Source organism: Rugosimonospora acidiphila (assembly GCF_039543385.1).
Classification (GTDB): domain Bacteria; phylum Actinomycetota; class Actinomycetes; order Mycobacteriales; family Micromonosporaceae; genus Rugosimonospora; species Rugosimonospora acidiphila.
In genome coordinates this window covers 199,021-213,326 of sequence record NZ_BAABJQ010000008.1, presented here as the reverse complement: position 1 = coordinate 213,326, position 14,306 = coordinate 199,021, and the positions used below count along the sequence as shown (strand labels likewise).

The 14,306-nt window shown below is 69.0% G+C and carries 15 protein-coding genes; 4 read left to right on the top strand and 11 right to left on the bottom strand.

All coding sequences use genetic code 11. The features are described from left to right. Positions 1–40: 40 nt before the first annotated feature. The 5 genes from ABEA87_RS16565 to ABEA87_RS16550 all read right to left on the bottom strand — a co-directional run bounded on the left by ABEA87_RS16565 (position 41) and on the right by ABEA87_RS16550 (position 5,134). The gene (locus ABEA87_RS16565) at positions 41–1,141 is read right to left on the bottom strand and encodes an enolase C-terminal domain-like protein (RefSeq protein WP_345630504.1); all 1,101 of its coding nucleotides are present in this window, start codon (positions 1,139–1,141) and stop codon (positions 41–43) included. Between the two features lie 180 nt (positions 1,142–1,321). Then, on the bottom strand, positions 1,322–2,779 hold the full coding sequence (locus ABEA87_RS16560; protein WP_345630502.1) for an amidase: 1,458 nt from the start codon (positions 2,777–2,779) through the stop codon (positions 1,322–1,324). A 13-nt stretch (positions 2,780–2,792) separates the two neighbouring features. Then, complete coding sequence (locus ABEA87_RS42640) at positions 2,793–3,080, bottom strand: NACHT N-terminal helical domain 7-containing protein (protein ID WP_425570896.1); 288 nt, start codon at positions 3,078–3,080, stop codon at positions 2,793–2,795. A gap of 181 nt (positions 3,081–3,261) precedes the next feature. Beyond that, positions 3,262–3,663 (bottom strand): helix-turn-helix transcriptional regulator, encoded by a 402-nt coding sequence (locus ABEA87_RS16555; RefSeq protein ID WP_345630500.1) that lies wholly within the window; start codon positions 3,661–3,663, stop codon positions 3,262–3,264. 553 nt (positions 3,664–4,216) lie between these two features. Continuing rightward, positions 4,217–5,134 carry a LysR family transcriptional regulator gene (locus ABEA87_RS16550; protein ID WP_345630497.1) on the bottom strand — a complete coding sequence of 306 codons (918 nt, stop codon included), beginning with the start codon at positions 5,132–5,134 and terminating at the stop codon, positions 4,217–4,219. A 71-nt stretch (positions 5,135–5,205) separates the two neighbouring features. Between ABEA87_RS16550 and ABEA87_RS16545 the strand changes: the two genes are divergently transcribed. Both ABEA87_RS16545 and ABEA87_RS16540 read left to right on the top strand, forming a co-directional pair. Beyond that, positions 5,206–5,499 carry an SDR family NAD(P)-dependent oxidoreductase gene (locus ABEA87_RS16545; RefSeq protein ID WP_345630496.1) on the top strand — a complete coding sequence of 98 codons (294 nt, stop codon included), beginning with the start codon at positions 5,206–5,208 and terminating at the stop codon, positions 5,497–5,499. Between the two features lie 26 nt (positions 5,500–5,525). Continuing rightward, positions 5,526–6,371: an SDR family NAD(P)-dependent oxidoreductase gene (locus ABEA87_RS16540; RefSeq protein WP_345630494.1), complete on the top strand. Its 846-nt coding sequence runs from the start codon at positions 5,526–5,528 to the stop codon at positions 6,369–6,371. Between the two features lie 117 nt (positions 6,372–6,488). On the opposite strand, the gene ABEA87_RS16535 is transcribed toward ABEA87_RS16540, so the two are convergent. Next, a complete protein-coding gene (locus tag ABEA87_RS16535) occupies positions 6,489–7,334 on the bottom strand; it encodes a helix-turn-helix transcriptional regulator (protein WP_345630493.1) in 846 nt (281 codons plus the stop codon). A 119-nt stretch (positions 7,335–7,453) separates the two neighbouring features. Between ABEA87_RS16535 and ABEA87_RS16530 the strand changes: the two genes are divergently transcribed. Next, positions 7,454–8,278 (top strand): SDR family NAD(P)-dependent oxidoreductase, encoded by an 825-nt coding sequence (locus ABEA87_RS16530; RefSeq protein WP_345630491.1) that lies wholly within the window; start codon positions 7,454–7,456, stop codon positions 8,276–8,278. Positions 8,279–8,687: 409 nt separating this feature from the next. Here ABEA87_RS16530 and ABEA87_RS16525 read toward each other — a convergent pair whose 3' ends face one another. Continuing rightward, a complete protein-coding gene (locus ABEA87_RS16525; RefSeq protein WP_345630489.1) occupies positions 8,688–9,773 on the bottom strand; it encodes a GlxA family transcriptional regulator in 1,086 nt (361 codons plus the stop codon). Positions 9,774–9,794: 21 nt separating this feature from the next. On the opposite strand from ABEA87_RS16525, the gene ABEA87_RS16520 reads away from it, so the two are divergent. After that, complete coding sequence (locus ABEA87_RS16520; RefSeq protein ID WP_345630488.1) at positions 9,795–10,628, top strand: maleylpyruvate isomerase N-terminal domain-containing protein; 834 nt, start codon at positions 9,795–9,797, stop codon at positions 10,626–10,628. 79 nt (positions 10,629–10,707) lie between these two features. Here the strand turns inward: ABEA87_RS16520 and ABEA87_RS16515 are convergent, their stop codons facing one another. The 4 genes from ABEA87_RS16515 to ABEA87_RS16500 all read right to left on the bottom strand — a co-directional run bounded on the left by ABEA87_RS16515 (position 10,708) and on the right by ABEA87_RS16500 (position 14,115). Beyond that, the gene (locus tag ABEA87_RS16515; RefSeq protein WP_345630487.1) at positions 10,708–11,655 is read right to left on the bottom strand and encodes an NADP-dependent oxidoreductase; all 948 of its coding nucleotides are present in this window, start codon (positions 11,653–11,655) and stop codon (positions 10,708–10,710) included. 226 nt (positions 11,656–11,881) lie between these two features. Beyond that, complete coding sequence (locus ABEA87_RS16510; RefSeq protein WP_345630485.1) at positions 11,882–12,355, bottom strand: GNAT family N-acetyltransferase; 474 nt, start codon at positions 12,353–12,355, stop codon at positions 11,882–11,884. A 78-nt stretch (positions 12,356–12,433) separates the two neighbouring features. Next, the gene (locus tag ABEA87_RS16505; RefSeq protein ID WP_345630483.1) at positions 12,434–13,351 is read right to left on the bottom strand and encodes an NADP-dependent oxidoreductase; all 918 of its coding nucleotides are present in this window, start codon (positions 13,349–13,351) and stop codon (positions 12,434–12,436) included. A 359-nt stretch (positions 13,352–13,710) separates the two neighbouring features. Beyond that, complete coding sequence (locus ABEA87_RS16500; protein WP_345630481.1) at positions 13,711–14,115, bottom strand: YybH family protein; 405 nt, start codon at positions 14,113–14,115, stop codon at positions 13,711–13,713. Between the last annotated feature and the right edge of the window lie 191 nt (positions 14,116–14,306).

Below are 14,306 nucleotides of genomic sequence, written 5' to 3'. Positions count from 1 at the left end.
GCGCGATTCCATCGAGCCAACGATTCTGATCTCTTGCTCGCTAGAGCGCGAGTTGGAACCTGCGCACAGCCTGCTCGTCCCACTCGATCCCGCAGCCCGCACGGTCGGGGACGATGAGCCGGCCCTCGTCGAGGTCGAACGGCTCGGCGAGGATCGGGTACGCCCAGTCCTCCCACTCCAACCAATGCGCGGTCTCGGTCACTCGTAGCAGGTGCGCCGACACCTCGGGGTAAAGGTGGCTGGACACCTGGATCCCAGCGGCGGCCGCGGCCGGCGCGGCGCGCAGCCACCCGGAGACGCCGCCGATGCGCATGAGGTCGAGCATCACCAGATCGCACGCGCCGGCATCGACGGCCCGCCACAGCTCCCGGGGACCGTAGAAATTCTCGCCCAGCTGGACCGGGGTGGACAGCTCTCCGGCGAGCTGCGCGGCACCGCGCAGGTCGTTGTACGCGACCGGCTCCTCGAACCAACACAGCCCACGGTCATCGAGCGCGTGACACCAGCGCAGCGCGGCAGCGAGCGACAGCCCTTGGTTGAAGTCCACCATCAGGTCGACGGCCGGCCCCACCGCCGCGCGTACCGCGTCGAGCGCGCGCAGGTCGTCGTCCAGTCGATCGCGGCCCAGGCGCAGCTTGATCGCTGTGAACCCGCCCTCGTCGACCAACTCGACCGCCTCGCGTCCCAGCCGCGAGACATCTGTCAGCCACAATCCGTTGCTGTTATATGCGGGTACGGGGCCGATCGTGCCGCCCAGGAACCGGGCCAGCGGCAAGTCCGCGGCCTTGGCGAGGGCATCCCACGCGGCCATGTCCAGGCCGGCGATCGCGATCATCGCGACCCCCTCGTACCCGACAATGTTGAGCAGCTTGCGGGACTCCGAGAAGTCGTCCAGCGGCCTGATCGGCTTGCCCGTCCGGCCCGCGGCCAGGTCCTCGATCGCGTTCACAAGGTACTTCAGCGACCGCGTCAGGTATGGCTCGAGATAGGCGCGGCCGACGACGCCCTCGGCCGTACGGAGATCGATGAGGATCAGCGGCCATTCGCGGTACACGCCGACCTTCGACACGACCGGGCGCTTGAGCGGGACGCAGACCGACCGGACCTCCACCGATTCCAGGGTGAGTTCCTGACGCGACATGGGGATCTCCCGCCCAGGGTGCGACACGGGTCTGCGGAGGCCTACCCGGCGGGACGAGCGGCTAAACCGAGCGACCAGGTCGGTGGGGCCACCGACGCTCAATGCCCGGATCGATCCGGGCATGCCTGCGGCGCGCGCTGGCCGAGCGCACACCACGGTCTCGGCTCGCCCACCCGTCCATCACGCGCCAGCACGGCGTCGAGGCGCCCCGCGTGAGACCTCCTCCAGCTGTCGAAGGGCTGGGTGCTGGTCGCGGACCGGGCTCAGCGACTCCAGCAGCGAGGCGAGATACAGGATCGTCGACTCCGCATGCCAGTCGGCGGCGACCTGCACGGCGATCGGCATTCCGTCGCTGCTGGTGCCGAACCGCATGGACAGGGCCGGCAGTCCCGTCAGGTTGAACGGGACGGTCGTCGACGACACGTGGAAGGCTTCCACCGTCTGGCCGTCGAGGGTGAACTGCCCGAGCTGGTGCGCGTGCGCGGGGATCGTCGTCACCGGGAGCAGCAGCGCGTCGTACCGCTGGAAGTACTCGGCGAAGCCGTCCCGGAGCCGCTCGATGCCCTGCTCGGCCATGACGTAGTCCTGCACGGACGTGTCGGGTGTGGAGAGCATCGTCTTCGAGTACGTGAACATCTGGTCCTCGTGGCCCGCGGTGGCCTCCCGCATCGCCGGTTTCAGCTCCATGACGTGCTGCAGGGTGAACAGTTGGAGAGGGTTGTCCCGTTCAAGAGCTGGGATGTTCACGGGCTCGACCTGCACCCCTGCTGCCTGCAGGGCGTCGGCGGCCGCCTGAACAGTTGCCGCGACCTCCGGGTCGACCGGACCGAGTCCCGAGTCGACCAGCCAGCCGAGGCGGACGGGCCGGTCCGGCGAGGCGCCCAGGCCGGTGTCGAACTCGCGCGGGACGGTGGAGAAGCCGTCGGCGCCGTCAGGACCGGACAGCAATGAGTACGCCAGTGCGAGATCGCGGATGGTGCGGGCCATCGGACCGGCGTGCCAGTCGCGGCGCGGCGCCCGCGGCCAGACCCCCGTCATCGGGATGCGCCCGTGCGTCGCCTTGAGGGCCGCGATACCGGTGTCGGCCGCCGGCCCGCGTAACGAGATGGACAGGTCGCTTCCCAGACCGAGCGGCGACATCCCCGCCGCGATCGCCGCGGACTCCCCGCCGCTGGAACCGCCGGAGCTGCGGTCGAGATCCCAGGGATTGTTCGTCCTACCCGTCAGCAGGTTGTCGGACTCGATCCAGTACGCGAACTCCGGAAGATTCGTCTTCGCCAGGAGGATCGCACCGGCGCGTTTCATGCGCGCCACGCTGGTGGCGTCCGTGTCCGGGACCCGCCCCGCGAAGATCGGCGACCCGCGCTGGGTGCGCACCCCGGCGGTGTCGAACGAATCCTTGACCGTGAAGGGCACGCCGTGCAGCGGCCCCACCTCCCCGCCCGCCGCGAGTTGCTCATCCGCCGCCCTCGCGGCCTCCAGTGCACCATCGGCGAGCGTGACGATCGCGTTGATCCTCGGATTGGTGGCCTCGATACGGTCAAGGTGCGCCTGAACCACTTCAACGGAGGAAGCCCTCCTGGTGCGGATCAACTCGGCGAGTTCGGTCGCGTCGCAGCGGTTGAGGTCGGTGGCCATCATGGATTCCTCTCTAGGCCGGCCCGCGCTGGCGAGCCCGGCAGGACAAACGACCCTGCCCTCCGCCCGAATACTCGTGCAGAGAGGCGTCGAAGAACGCCGCCATAACGATGATCAGGTGAGCGGCCGTAACCAGTTGGTGACGGCGCAGGCCGCCGCTGCGGAGTCCCTGCTGCGTGGCGGCATCCGGTCCGACCTGTCGGGGTCGGACGTCGGCTGGCTGTCGAGCATCCTGGGCCGCCGACCCCACCGCCTGGACGCGGCAGACCTGCGCCACCTGGATCGCCGCTCTCGGCCGCATGCGCGTCAACGCCTAACTTCAGCGTACCGCCGGCAGCCGGGACCGGATGGGCAAACCTTCAACCGCGGGCAGCATGGCCGGACAGGTCACCGCGCCGCGCGCGACAGCTACACGGAAATGTGGTCGCCGCCTCCGGATCGACCTCGTGACGCCGTCGATTCAGGTGGTAGCTGGAGTGGTGTTACTCCTCGCTCGGGACGACCCGACTGCGCTGCCGGTACTCGCTCGGCGTAAGCCCTACCAGCGCCCGGAAGCGGCGCGCGAAGTAGGTCGGGTCGGCCCAGCCGACCGCGGCGCCGACCTGGGCGGCCGGCAGGGTCGAGTGCGTCAGCAGCAAGGCGGCGCGCTCGGCCCGCGTACGCGCCAGGAAGTTCATCGGAGCCAGCCCGACGTGCTGGGTGAAGAGCCGGCCGAGGTAGACCATCACGGTCCGCACGTCAACGGTCGCGTCGACCCCGGCGGCCCGCGGCCGCGTGCGCGGCTCGTCCGTGCCGAACGACCAGCGCGGCGCCGGCAGCGCATCGGTCCATGGCTGCGGCCGCACGGCGAGGTCACACACCTGGTGGTGCGCATCGACCAGCACTTTCTCCTCCTCCACTCGCCGTCAGCGCCCACCACTCGCGCGCAACCGGATCCGCGGTGACCACCGCCAGGTCCGCTGCGAGGTCGGTGCCACCGCTACTCGTCGCAGGCGAACAGCAGCCCGTCACGCTCGCAGAGCCAGCGGTTCGTGAGTTGCGGCGCGCCAGCCGCTCAAGTACCGCGGGCCACCGTCCACGTGCGGCTATTGGTAGCGCTCTACCTGCTCGGGCTGAAGCCGGACGACGAGCCGCACGGTGGCCTCCCGGACGTCGTTGCCGCGATTTCGGCCCACGTAGTAATCCGATGTCCGGCAGACCGACGGTCCGCCGCGACGAGAGGCAGCACCGAGGCGGTCAGGGCGCGCAAGCTCATCAACCTGCTCGACCCGCGCCGAGGCGACCGCAGGACGATCGATGTTCGTGGCTATTGAACTGTCGTACCGTCGAACCCGAAACCGCGGCTGGCGTGGACGGATCGCGCCAGCTGACTGCCCTGTCGCATGGAGCATTCGCAAGCCACCGCTCTTGCCGTGACGCCTGCTCCCTCGGCGCCGCTTACGCCGAGGTGTCCGTCTCGATCGCGATGGCGCGAAGGGCGGCGGCGAGGCGGGCGACAGGCTCCGGTACGGGCCGAGAGAGTCGGGCGAGCAGGATGCGTCGCTGTTCTCGCGGCCCGCCGCGGACCGGCAGGATCCGCACCCCGGGCGGCATCACGGACGCGAGCGCGGTAGGTACGGTGGTGATGCCACAGCCCGCGGCCACCAGATGCAGTTTGGCCAGCCAGTCACGGGCGGTGTGCGCGATCTGCGGCCGCTCATCCACGCCGGGCCACACCCCCATCGCCTGCCGATCGCCCGGGTCGGCGATCCAGCGCTGGCCGCGCAGGTCGGCGATGTCGATGAACTCACCGCGGGCCAGCGGGTGCGTGTCGGGCACGGCGACGCGCAGGCTGCGCTCGGCAAGCGTGTGCAGTTCCAGCGGGGGCGTTTCGGTGTCGAGGGGGCGGTACGGCGGCGCCGACGCCAGCACCGCCAGGTCCAGGGTGCCGGCGCGCAGCGCCCGCACCAGCGCCGGCGTGCTGCCCTCGCGGGTGATCACAGTGATCGCCGGATGGGTCCTGCGCAGTTCGGCCAACGCGCGGGGCAGCAGCCACGCCCCCGCGCTGGCGAACCAGCCGAGCCGTACGATGCCGTGCTCCTCGGGCAGACCCGCCAAATCCCGAGCCGTGGCATCAACCTGGTCGATCACGGTGGCCGCGCGGCGCACCACGATCCGCCCGGCGGGGGTGAGCCGTACCCCGTCGTGGCGCCGCTCCAGCAGCGGCGTGCCCGCCGCCCGCTCCAACGACGCGATCTGCCTGGAGACCGCAGACTGCGTGTACCCGAGCGCGGTTGCCGCGGCGGTGAGCGTACCGCGCTCGGCCACCTCCCGGAACACCCGCAGCGCGGTGAGGGAAGCGTCGGTGAAGGCCATGACATATACGCATACCACAGTTGAGAGATTCTCGTTGGTGACATACCCTTCGGCTGCCTAGCGTGGCTGGTATGAGCTTGATCGAAACATCCTTCGGTTTCGCCAGCACCGTGGCCGACGTAGCTGCGGGCATCGATCTGACCGGCCGGCGCGCGGTGGTGACCGGCGCACCCTCGGGCCTCGGCCTGGAGACCGCGCGCGCCCTGGCCGCCACCGGTGCCGAGATCACCCTGCCCGTCCGCGACCGCGCCGAGACGGTCGAGCGCCGCAGCGCAACCCTGCACGGCGTGGCCCGCTATGCCCTAGACCCGGACAATGCCCAGCGCCTGTGGACGCTGTCCGAAACCCTGCTCGCCGCAGCCTGAACCGCCGCCCAACGACAAGGAAGAACATGACCACCACACCGAAAATCGCCCTGGTCAGCGGAGCCACTCAGGGACTGGGCCTGGCTCTGGTCGAAGGGCTCGTGGACCGTCTCGGCCCCGCGGACACCGTCTATCTCACCGGACGCGACACAGAACGCGTCGCCCAGGCCGTCGAGGCCATGCCCGGTGGCGGCGCCCAGGTCCGGGGAGAGATCCTCGACGTCGCTGACCCCGAGGCCGCCAGTCAGCTCGCGACACGGCTGAAGGAACGCCACGGCGGCGTCGACATCGTGTTCAACAACGCCGTCATGCGGGTCGGTCCCGACGACGACCCCCGGGCGATCGTCGAGGCGTACGCCGAAGTGAACAATTTCGGCACCACGCGCGTGCTGCGCGCCTTCGCCCCGTTGCTGCGCGACCACGGCAGGCTGATTGTCGTGGCCAGTTCGCTGGGCACCCTGCACTATCTGGCGCCCGTGCTGCACGACCACTTCGATCGTCTGGCGTCACTGGATGACGTGGACAAGCAGGTCGCCGCCTGGCGCGATGCCGTCAAGGACGGCAGCGCCCGCGCCGGTGCCTGGCCCGGGTTCGTGAACATCCCCTCCAAGATCGGCCAGGTCGCCGCCGTGCGTACCCTGGCCCGGCAGCGACGCGAAGACGACACCGCACGCGGCATCCTGCTCGCGTCCGCCTGCCCCGGAATGATGAACACCCCCACCTCCGCCTTGTGGTGGGACGTCAGCACCGCCCCCAGCCCCGCCCACGCCGCCGTCGCGCTGCTGGACCTAGCCCTCCAGCCAGTCAAACCCAGCCACTACGGCGAACTCGTCCGCAATGGAGAAGTCCTCCCCTGGGCGCCCAGCCGATGAAAGAGCGCGTGACCCGAAATTCGGCTGCCTGTCCTGGTCCAGGACGTGCTCACCGGGGTTGACCGCAGGATCGGTGACGGCGACGGTCGTAGCGCTACGACCGGCTCGGGCCGGCGTTCATCGTGTCGTGATGCCCAGTGGATCGTGCGCCAGGGCCAGTAGCGTGAGCCGCTCGGTGGTCGGGGTTCCTGGCATCGGCGAGAAGACGGCAAGGAGGTGCGAGCGTTGCTCGTCGAGGAGGAACTGGCAGTCGAATTCGAGCAGCCCGACTTCGGGATGCCAGATCCTTTTGTAGCGCCGGCGCAGCTCGGCGACGTCGTGCAGCTTCCAGAGCGCAGCGAATTCGGGACTTTCGGCCAGTAGGCGTGAGACCAGCGCCTGGGCGGGAGCATCACCGCGGCGCGTCACCGCGGCACGCAGATCGGCGACCAGTGCGCGGGACTCCGCGGCGTAGTCCTCGACGGGGTAGCCGGCTCGTGCGGCGGGCTCACGGAACCAGCGGTAGATGAAACTCGCCTCCGGGCCAATGTTTCCAGTGTGAGGACCGAAGACGGCACGCGCCAAGTTGTTCTGTACGAGGGTCTCGCCGAGATCGGTCATGACCTGAGCCGGGATGTCGGTCAGCGCGTCGAGGACACTGAGCAATGCCGCGGCGACATGCCGGTCGTCAGTGTGGCGTTCGGGAATACGGTGACCAGCCAGCCGGTAGAGGTGGTCACGCTCGTCTCGGCTCAGCCGTAACGCGCGGGTCAGCGAACGGAGGACCGGCTCGGATGGCACGGCGGTCGCCCGTTGCTGCTCGAGCCGGGTGTAGTAGTCGGTCGAGATCCCGGCCAGAGCGGCGACCTCTTCGCGCCGTAGGCCGGGGGTCCGTCGCCGGCCGGCCGCCGGGAGGCCGACCTCGCCGGGGCTCAATGCGTTCCGGCGAATCTTCAGGAACTCTGCTAGCAGAGGGGCATCCATTTTTACAATATACGCACCCATATACCCGCTTTGGCAGAGTGAAGCTCACTCTGCCAAAGCCGCCGGGAAGACCCGCAGGCTGGATCACGAACGATCCGACCGATCTTGGGAGCAGCACTATGTCCACCTGGTTCCTCACCGGCGCGTCCCGCGGGCTCGGCGCCCATTGGGCCGAAGCCATCCTGGAACGCGGCGACAACCTCGCCGCCACAGCCCGCGACGCCGCGACGCTGAAAGCGCTGACCGACCGCTACGGCGACCGGGTACTCGCGCTCGAACTGGACGTCACCGACCGCGCTGCCGTCGACGCCGCAGTCAATAGGGTCGAGCAGCACTTCGGTGGTATCGACCTGCTGGTCAACAATGCCGGGCACATGCTCCACGGGGCGGTCGAGGAAGTCAGCGCCGATCAGGCCCGCGCGCAAATGGACGTCAACTACTTCGGCTCGCTGTGGACCACCAAGGCCGTGCTGCCCGGCATGCGTCAGCGTCGCCAGGGCCGGATCATGCAGGTTTCCTCCCTTGGGGGCCTGGTTGCCTATCCGGCATTGGGCATCTACCAGGCGTCGAAATGGGCACTCGAAGCGATGAGCCAGTCGCTGGCCGCTGAGGTCGCCGCCTATGACATCCACGTGACCCTGATCGAACCGATCATGTTCCCCACCGGCCTGGCCGCCGCCTCACCACAGTCCACGCCAGACCCCGCATACGCACATGCCCGCGAAGCCCTCTACGCAGGCGCGGCCGGGTTCGTCCCCGGAGACCCCGCCGCCACCGCCCAAGCGATCCTCGCACTCGCCGATGCCCCGAATCCGCCGCTGCGGGTGCTGTTCGGCATCAACGGACTCGAGGCGCTGCGAACCGAGTACGCCGGCCGGCTCGCCGGACTGGAGAAATGGGAGCACCTCTCCCGCCTCGCTCAAGGCAACCCAGCTCAGAAGTGATATGACCGACGGAGCTTCCGGCCGCGCGGCGGGGACCGGCCACGTCCAGACTCGGTGAGGGTCCGGACGAGCGGGCCGGTCTTCGCGGCGCCGGCGTCGCGTCACAGGGGGATGCGGTACCGGCGTCGAGGCGCGGCGCGGACGCGTTGACGTAGCCGTTCTCGACTGCGTACGCGGCGAACGACGCGAACTCCTCCGGACCCCCTAGCCGGCGCGGGTTGAGGAACACGGCGCCCGGTGAGGCGATCTGGTCGGTGGAGGTGTAGCCGTCGAAGATGGGGGTGTCGAATCGACGCCCGGCCCCGCCGAACCGGCGACACCACCGGATCGCCGACACTCGCCGGATCGCCCGCGGCGCCCACCGCGACGGCGCCGGCTGGTCGCGCCCGCAGCACCGGTGGGTCCTCTCCTACACCCGGGGTTGCGAGGATCCGTTCTGTACGGACGGATCGTGGCCCGTGGTCGCGAACGCCCGTCGGTAGGCGGCAGGCGTCTGACCTACCCGGCCGGCGAAGAGCCGGCGGAAAGTTCCCGGGTCCGAGTATCCGACGGCGTGCATCGCCTGGTGAACGCTTGCCCCGGTCTCCAGCACGTGCTTGGCGTGCGCGACCCGCAGGTCCTGGAGATGCTCGAGGGGCGATTGGCCGCACGCTTGGGTGAAGCGGCGCAGCACCGTACGGGTACTCACGTGGAAGGCCGCCGCGAGACGGCCGAGCTGGTAGGGGTCGGCGAGCCGGGCGGCCAACCAACGCCTGACGTCTTCGGCGAACTCGTCAGCTGCGAGGTGAGCGGTTGAGTCGATATAGGGCGCTTGGCTGGTCCGGTTGTCGGGGACGAGGGTTACCCGCGCCGTGCGCCGGGCGATCCCCTCACCGGTGCAGCGGCGGATTATCTGCAGGGCCAGGTCGTGCGAGGCGCTGAAGGCGGCGGCGGTGGTCACCGGCCCGTCGGTGACCAGCATCCGGTCCGCCTCGAGCCGGACAGCCGGATAGCGCTCGGCGAAGGCCGAGGCGAACAGCCAGGAGGTGGTCGCCCTGCGGCCATCCAGCACGCCGGCCTCGGCCAGCAGGAACGCTCCCCCACACGCCGACGCCAGTCCGCTCCCGGACCGGCGCAGCCGCCGGATCAGCCGGAGTTCGGGCTTCAGGCCGGCGAGGATCGCGTCGATGTCGGCTTCGGGTACGAGGTCGAACCCTGGCACCACGAGTAGGTCACAGGTGGTGGGCGCCGCCGTCGGTGTGATCACGACATCGCCCGCGGCCGTGATCCGTCGTTCGGGCCGGGCCACGAGGATGGCCGGTTGGAATGGCTGGGGCTGGCGGGCCGAGGCGGCCACCCGGTTGGCTACCAACAGCAGATCGTGCAGCGCGAAGGTGCCTGCGGCGAAGCATCCCGGGTAGGCAAGCACGCCCACCCGCAGTGGTTCGCACCGGGTCTCGTCGATGGCGAGAATACTACCTAAACGGGGCGGTACCGCCACTAGCACGGCCGGCATTCGGTGATGGACAGTCGCGGTGTGAGGATCCGACCTCGATACGGCACCGCCCCGGTCATCACCTACGAGGATGACCTGGCCTCGGTGGCCGCCCCCGCCGTCCGCCAGCGGCTGCGGTTAGCGAAGACCGTCGCACGGTTCGGCCCCGCACAGTGGCAGGCGCCGAGCAGGTGTGCGGGCTGGACGAACCGTGACGTGGTAATCCACCTCGCCTCGGTCAACAGGTTCTGGATCCACTCGATCAACGAAGGTCGCCGTGGCACGCCGACCCGGATGCTCGACGCCTTCGACCCTGTCGCCACCCCCGCGGGCCTCGTGGCGGCCGCGGGCAATCCGTCTCCCGCGGACGTGCTGGATGCCTTCCTCGGGTCGACCCACGCACTGACGGATCTGCTCAGCACCCTGACTGACGACGAATGGTCCATGCTCGCCGAAAGCCCGCTCGGCCATGTCAGTATCTCGGCCGTCGTGCGGCATGCATTGTGGGACGCCTGGATCCACGAACGCGACATCAGCCTCGGGCTCGGCGACCTGCCGGTGGTCGAGGCCGATGAGGTCGATGCCGCGCTGCGTTGCGTTGCGGCGCTCGGGCCGGCGTTCGGGGTCCTCCTGGGCACCCTCGACGATCGGCAGCTGACAGCGACGCTGACGACCGCCGATCCCACCGTCGCATTCACCATCGCGGTGGCTCAGACGGTACGAGTAGCCGCGGGCGTCGATCCCGCCGCCCCCGTGGCGGTTCACGGCCGCGCAGTCGCGGTCCTCGAAGGGCTCAGTCAGCGGACTCCGCTAACCCTGCAGCCCGAATGGCACTGGTTGACAGCCGGCCTGGAACAGGCATTCGAGACCGGGTAGCCGGGCGGGCGTTGTCGCGTTATCGGATCAGACGACACGTTGCGCCGGTGGCGAGGCCCGAGTTCAGATCAGTTCATGATCATATCGGTCGAACCCGGATGATCGTCTTCCCATTGGTCCGCTCGGTCGGATTGAAGGCAGCGACAGCGTCATCGAGGGTCGCGACGTGGCCGATGTTCGTCCGCAGCCGTCCGTCCCCCACCCGCCGGGCGATCTCACCCAGTTGCGCGCGATCGGACACGACAACGAAATCGACCGCCAGACCGTCGGCCGGCCGCGCCTCGGCCGGGCCGGCGACGCTCACCAGTGTTCCGCCGGTTCGAACCAGACCCGCGGACCGCCTTCCGATGTCGCCGCCGAAGACATCGAACACCAGATCGACCCCGCGGACGCCTTCCAGCGCGTCGTTCTCGAGGTCCACGAACTCATGCACACCGAAGTCGAGCGCCGCCTGACGGTGGCCGGCGCGTCCGGTACCGATGACGTAGGCGCCGGTCTCACGTGCGAGTTGTGCCGCCATCGAACCGACTGCGCCGGCCGCGCCGTGCACGAGGACGCTCTGGCCGGCCCGGAGGTGGCCGTGTTCGAACAGACCTTGCCACGCGGTCAGTCCCGTCATCGCGACGCTCGCGCCCACCGTGAAGTCGACGTCGCCCGGCAGCGGCGCGAGGTTGCGCGCCTCGACGACGACATACTCCGCCAGCGTGCCGTCGCGGGTCCAGTCCGTGAGCCCGAACACCCGTTGCCCCACCGACAGCCCCGTTGCCCCATAGCTGAGGGCGGTGACCACACCGGCCACCTCGTGGCCGGGGATCGACGGTGTCCGGTCACGGCCTAGGCGATCGATCCAGGTAGATGGCCACTCCAGCTCATTCCCGGTGAATCCCGACGCATGAACTTCAACGACGACATCGCCATAGTTGGCGCCCTCAAGACTGGCGAGCCACGCCGCGTCCGGCTCGGGCCGCTGCGCCAGCGTCATCCCAGCCGTTCCCGCGGCCCGGTCCGTCACCACGATCGCTTTCATCTGAATCCTCTTTGCAACAGTCTTCGCCAACCCCGTTACGACATAACAGAGGTCCCCGTTGTCCGCGTCCTTCTGGACGAACCCGGATGGTCGTCTCGCCCTTGGCCCCTTGCGGCGGATGGAAGGCGGCGGCGACATCGTCGAGGGCCGCGACGTTGCCGATGTCCGTCCACGGCCGACCATCCGGGCCGCTGGACGGCTCGAACCATGTCTGAACGCCGGACGGCTACGTCAGGTCGTGCTCGAACGCGGCGAGCTGCTCGTCGCCCTGGGCCCCCGTGGGTTCGTGCTGGGGGTGGGCACCGGCCCCGGGATGAACCTTGTCGATGAGGTCGAGGTATTCCGGGTTGCGGGCGATGAACTCACCCACGAACGGGCAGATGATGGTGATCTTCTTCCCGCTCTCGCGGACCTCATCCAGCACCCGAGCGACGAGTTCTGTCGCCACCCGATGGTTGCGGTAGGCGTGGTTGACCCAGGTCGAGAGCAGCACGACACGGCCGCCGACGATCCGGTACGTGAGCTCGGCGATCGCGTCAGCGCCGAGGGCGGCCATCCACCGGCCGTGCTCCGCGTCGTTGATGACATCGAGCTCCCAGCTGGACTCCACCTCGCTGAGACCTGGCTTGTCCAGAGCGGCGATGAGCGCCACGTTGTTCTCTTCGCGAGTGACCGCCCCGGCGTCAAGATTGATCGTCATCGTCACACTTTCTGTCGAGGGAGGCCCTTGGCCACTCCCGGGTGTTCGGGGTCGATGAGGTCGCCGTACGCCAAGTCCTTACGGGCGAATGCGGATGATCGTTTTCCCCTTGACCCGCTCGGTCGGATTGAACGCCGCAACGGCATCATCGAGGGTCGCGACGTTTCCGATGACCGTCCGCAGACGTCCGTCCCGCACCCGCTGGACAACCTCGCTCAGTTGGGCCCGATCGGACACGACGACGAAGTCGATCGCGAGGCCGTCCGCGGGCCGCGCCGCCGGCGGGCCGGCGATCGTCACGAGTGTTCCTCCGGCTCGAACCAGCCCTGCCGACCGCGTCGCGATGTCACCGCCGATCACGTCGAACACCAGGTCGACTCCGCCGATATCTTCCAGTGCGTCGTTGTCGAGGTCGACGAACTCCTTCGCGCCGAAGTCGAGTGCCGTCTGACGGTCGGCAGCGCGTCCGGTACCGATGACGTAAGCGCCCGCCTCACGCGCGAGCTGGGTAACCGACGATCCGACGCCGCCGGCCGCACCGTGCACAAGCACGCTCTGGCCCGGCTGAAGACGACCGTGCTCGAACAGTCCCTGCCAAGCGGTCAGGCCCGAGATCGGCAGGCTCGCGCCCACCGTGAAGTCGACGTCGCCCGGCAGCGGCGCGAGGTTACGCGCCTCGACGGCCGCGTACTCCGCCAGCGTGCCGTCGCGGGTCCAGTCCGTGAGCCCGAACACCCGCTGTCCCACCGACAGCCCCGTCGTTCCATAGCCGAGGGCGCTGACCACGCCGGCCAACTCGTGCCCAGGGATCGACGGCGTCCGGTCACGGCCGAGGCGATCCGTCCAGTTCGACGGCCACGTCAACTCTCCAGGAGTGAAACCCGAGGCATGCACTTCAACGAGCACATCGTTGCCCGCGGCCTCCGGCTCGGGACGCTCGGCCAGCGTCATCCCGGCCGTTCCCGCGGCCTGATCCGTCACCACAATCGCCTTCACCCGGCACCCCCTCTATCCAGTCCTCACCGCCACACTCTCTGGACGGCTCTTTGGACTATATCGTCCAACACCACCAGGCTCTACGCCGGGCGGGGCGGCCGCCATGAAATGCCCGAGCACCCTCGGCGCCGGCACCGCCGGCGGCCGATGATCCGCATCTGGCTCCGTCAGCTGAAATCCGATCGATGGCACCACCTGGGATTCCGTCGCCTGCCGACGGATCCAGGCGCACAGGTCCAAGATCTCGACCAATCAAGCGCCCTGGTATTACCCACCGACGCCCCGTTCACCTCAGGCTTGAGCGTGGAAGCGCACGCCTTGCGCGATACGGGCAGTCTCACCACGTGGCGGCCACGTGTTCAGGCGGGCTGTCGCACCGCCGTCCCGAGATTATTGTCGATCACGTACCGCCAGAACCCATCCGCGCCGCGACGCACGACATCGCTCGCCGAGCCTTCCAGACGCACGTGCTCGCCGTCGGGCCCGGTGCCATCAATCGACCAGTCCAGCACGAGCAGGGCGGTATCGCCGGCAACGAACACGTGGCGCGCCTTGGCCTCCAGCGGCAGGCCATACTTGAGATCGGGCTCGAGCTGCGCAGCGATCTCGGCATGACCAGTGACGGTTCGTCCGTCTTTCACGACGAACACGGCCTCCGGCTCGTACAAGGCCAACATCGCGCTGACCTTGCCGGAGTTAAACCGCTCAATCAGCGACGCGACGACGTCTTCGGGTTCGGTGGGGAGTGCATAGGATTCGGACATTACGGCTTCCTGTTCGGGCTAGCTATCGGACCTCAACTGGACCAACTCGTCCAGTGTAGCAAGGGTCGCCGAGCGGGCGCCGGGGGCGAGGTCGCAGCGGGCCGGACGCCCTCGGGCGGGGAATGCGCACCATGGCTGATGGGGCGCCGCAAGGGACACCGATGGTTGAGTCGGCCTCCGACACGAAGTCG